The 3,395-nt window shown below is 56.9% G+C and carries 3 protein-coding genes; 2 read left to right on the forward strand and 1 reads right to left on the reverse strand.

The genetic code is table 11. The features are described from left to right. Positions 1–188 precede the first annotated feature (188 nt). On the forward strand, positions 189–620 hold the full coding sequence (locus AC1DH9_RS25400) for an ANTAR domain-containing protein (RefSeq protein ID WP_427540622.1): 432 nt from the start codon (positions 189–191) through the stop codon (positions 618–620). Between the two features lie 487 nt (positions 621–1,107). Here AC1DH9_RS25400 and AC1DH9_RS25405 read toward each other — a convergent pair whose 3' ends face one another. Further along, on the reverse strand, positions 1,108–2,016 hold the full coding sequence (locus tag AC1DH9_RS25405) for a DMT family transporter (RefSeq protein WP_427540625.1): 909 nt from the start codon (positions 2,014–2,016) through the stop codon (positions 1,108–1,110). A 129-nt stretch (positions 2,017–2,145) separates the two neighbouring features. Here AC1DH9_RS25405 and aceK point away from each other — a divergent pair. Next, the coding region (aceK, locus tag AC1DH9_RS25410; RefSeq protein WP_477809008.1) for a bifunctional isocitrate dehydrogenase kinase/phosphatase at positions 2,146–3,395 on the forward strand (1,250 nt) is incomplete at its 3' end.

Consider the following 3,395-nt stretch of genomic DNA (forward strand, 5'->3'; position numbering starts at 1 on the left):
GCTTGTTTCAGTTTTAGGCCGAGTCGTTAACTGCTCCACGTTCCTCCTGTCCTAAACCGAGGAAGGAGGACGGCTGTTTCAGAATTGTCTTAGATTCATTTTTAGTGGTGAAAGGTAGCCTTGGTTGCTCTTCAGTGAGTCGAAGGTGTTGATAAGCGCTCACGGGGCCAACCTGTCAGGTTTACCGCATGTCAAACAAGGCGCTACGCATACTGATCGCTGACGGGCAGCATTTTCAGCGAATAAAAATAGAAAAAATGCTCAATCAACTGGGCTACTGCCGAATTGCTCCCTTGAGTTCATTTCAAGAGGTGCAGTCGGTGACCCGCACTCAAGGTCATCCTTTTGATTTGTTGATTATTAACACCGCCCTGGTGCTCTCAACGGAATTCAATTTGTTGAAGTACTGCCATGAAAACCCTCGAATTCGCCATGCGCTTATCTATGAGGGGTGGCGCACGGAATGCTCGATGGTGTCGGTATCTGTGAGTCAGGCCATACAGGTTTGCTTGTCCAAGACGCCAGATTTCGACTCCCTCAAACGCTGCATGGATGTGGTTGATCCAGCGTCTCGCAACTCTTCATTGGAGAGAACTTCCGGGCTATTGACGGCGATTTGAGGTTCTCGATACACGGTCGTTGGCCGGTAATACCCAAAGTCCCTTTTATCGTGATGCACCCGTAGCAATTAAGAATCGCCTCATGTCTCAGCGGTTTCGACCTGATCTTGGGCTAGGCCTAGGGTGAGAGCAATATCGTCATACGGCATTCGCGAGACGTACGCCGTGTCTTTGGCCTATTGACCGCAGACAACTCCTATCGACGCCACCGGCCGCAATCAGCTGAGTGCGGTTGTGGCGGTTTACTCTCCGGCAGGTCTCTACGATCAGCTTCTACTCACCTACAACTCGGACGCCGAGTTCACTGGAAGCAGCCAAGCTACCAGTTCGCACAAATGCGTCACCGGTAATTTGATTCGGTAGGGCGGGTTGACGTCTTTCGATCCGCCCGATTCGACCCAACCCAACCCGATACATGAGACCTTTATGTCGGAGCAAGGCAGCCCGGGTGGTATATTGAGAGTGTCGATGCGCCGCTGCCTAATGGTTATTGCTCCACCAGTTCGGGCACCTTCACCGCCGCAGGCTTCAACACCAGCCATAACGCCCCTGCAATCAACAGCCCGCCATACAGGTGCGCCATCGACAGTGGTTCATCGAGAAACAACGCGCCCCACAACACGCCGAACGGCGGGATCATGAAGGTTACGGTCATCGACTTGACCGGGCCGATCGAACTGAGCAGGCGGAAATACAGGATGTAGGCAAACGCCGTGCAACCCAGGCCCAAGCCCAGCAGCGACAACCAGACATTCCAGCCGCCCCAGCTAACAGGCGGCTGAGTGATGACGCTGTAGCCGAACAACGGCAACACGAACAGCGTTGCGCCGAGCATGCTGCCCAATGCCGAGAGACGGCTGTCGAGGCCGCCTTGATGGTCGAGCCAGCGTCGCGCCAGGAACCCGGCGAAACCGTAGCAGGTGGTTGCCAGCAGGCAGGCGAGTGCGCCCATCAGCAATTCCATATCGAAGGCCACCGGACCTGCGCGGGTCAGGACGGCGACGCCAAACAACCCGAGGGCAACGCCGGCAATTTTTGACAGGGTGAGTCTTTCGCTGAAGAACAGGCCGCCGATCAGCACGCCCATCAGCGGGGTGGTGGCGTTGAAAATCGCCGAGTAGCCAGCCGGCAGCACTTGAGCGGCCACCGAGTACAGGGTCGCTGGAAGACCGGAGTTGATCACCCCGAGCAGCAGCACGGTTTTGAACTTGCCACGGAAATCCCAGTTGATTCGCATCAGCGCCAGAATCACCAGCAACCCGGTGGCGGCGATCGATACGCGGAAAAAAGCAGTGGGGATTGTGCCAATCACTGGGGCGATGATGCGCATGAACAGAAAGCTCGCCCCCCAAATGGCAGCAAGTGACAACATACGCAGAATATCGACGGGGTTCACAGCTCGTTCCTTCCTTTATCAGGGCGCAAGTGTCGCTGCCTCAAGGTGCCAAGGCAATGGTTGCGTTGCGTAACAATTGACCTCTAAGCTCAGCCCCAACGACAAGAACCATCCCGCAGAGGTCTTCACATGCCGCAGCMATGGCCMGCCGCCGAMATCGCCCRRATGATCCTCGACGGCTTYGACGATTACCGCGAGCATTTCCGYCAGATCACYGACGGTGCCCGGGCGCGCTTCGAAAAGGCGCAGTGGCAGGAAACGCAGATCGCGTCGGCAGCGCGGATCAACCTCTATGAAGAAAAGGTCGGTGAAACGGTGGGGTGCTTGCATCAGTCGTTCGCGGACGATGTGCTGATGGACGTCACCTGCTGGCCGCTGGTCAAAAGCGCCTATATCAGCCTGATCGACCTGCGTTTCGACGATGAATTGTCCGAGACCTGGTACAACTCGATTTTCTGCGGGCTGTTCAGTCATGACCTGATCAGCGATGGCTGCATGTTCATCCACACCACCCGACCCAGCTTGCATCGGGCCCGGGCTGCGCAGACCCGGATCTATAAGCCGCATGGTCAGTTGTCCGGCATGCTCGCGAGCATTTTTGCCGATTACCGCTTCAGCGAAGACTACGCTGACCTCGACCGCGATCTGCGCCGACTCGAAGCGCAACTGCGCGAGAGTTTGCCCGATTGGGTCTGCAAGGACCCGGAACTGAGCGTCGAGCTGTTTTCCTCGGTGCTCTACCGCAACAAGGGCGCCTACCTGGTAGGGCGCATCTATACCGCGGACGAGCAATGGCCACTGGTGATTCCGTTTCTGCACCGCGAAGGCCGAGGGATTCAGATCGACGCGTTGATCACCGATGAAGCCGAAGTGTCGATCATTTTCTCGTTCACCCGCTCGTACTTCATGGTCGATGTGCCGGTGCCGGCGGAGTTCATCGGTTTTCTCAAACGCATCCTGCCGGGCAAGCACATCGCCGAGCTGTACACCTCGATCGGTTTCTACAAACACGGCAAGTCGGAGTTCTACCGGGCGTTGATCAACCACCTGGCCAACACCGATGACCAGTTCATCATGGCCCCGGGCGTGCGCGGCATGGTCATGAGCGTGTTTACCCTGCCGGGGTTCAACACCGTGTTCAAAATCATCAAGGACCGTTTCTCGCCGTCGAAAAACGTCGACCGCGCCACGGTGATCGAGAAGTATCGCTTGGTGAAAAGCGTCGACCGGGTCGGGCGCATGGCCGATACCCAGGAGTTCGCTGACTTCCGTTTTCCGTTGAGCAAATTTGACCCGGCGTGCCTGGCCGAGCTGCTGGAAGTCGCCGCGTCGACGGTCGAAGTGGAAGGCGACACGGTGTTGATTCGCCACTGCTGGAC

This window comes from Pseudomonas sp. 05T35, assembly GCF_056396605.1.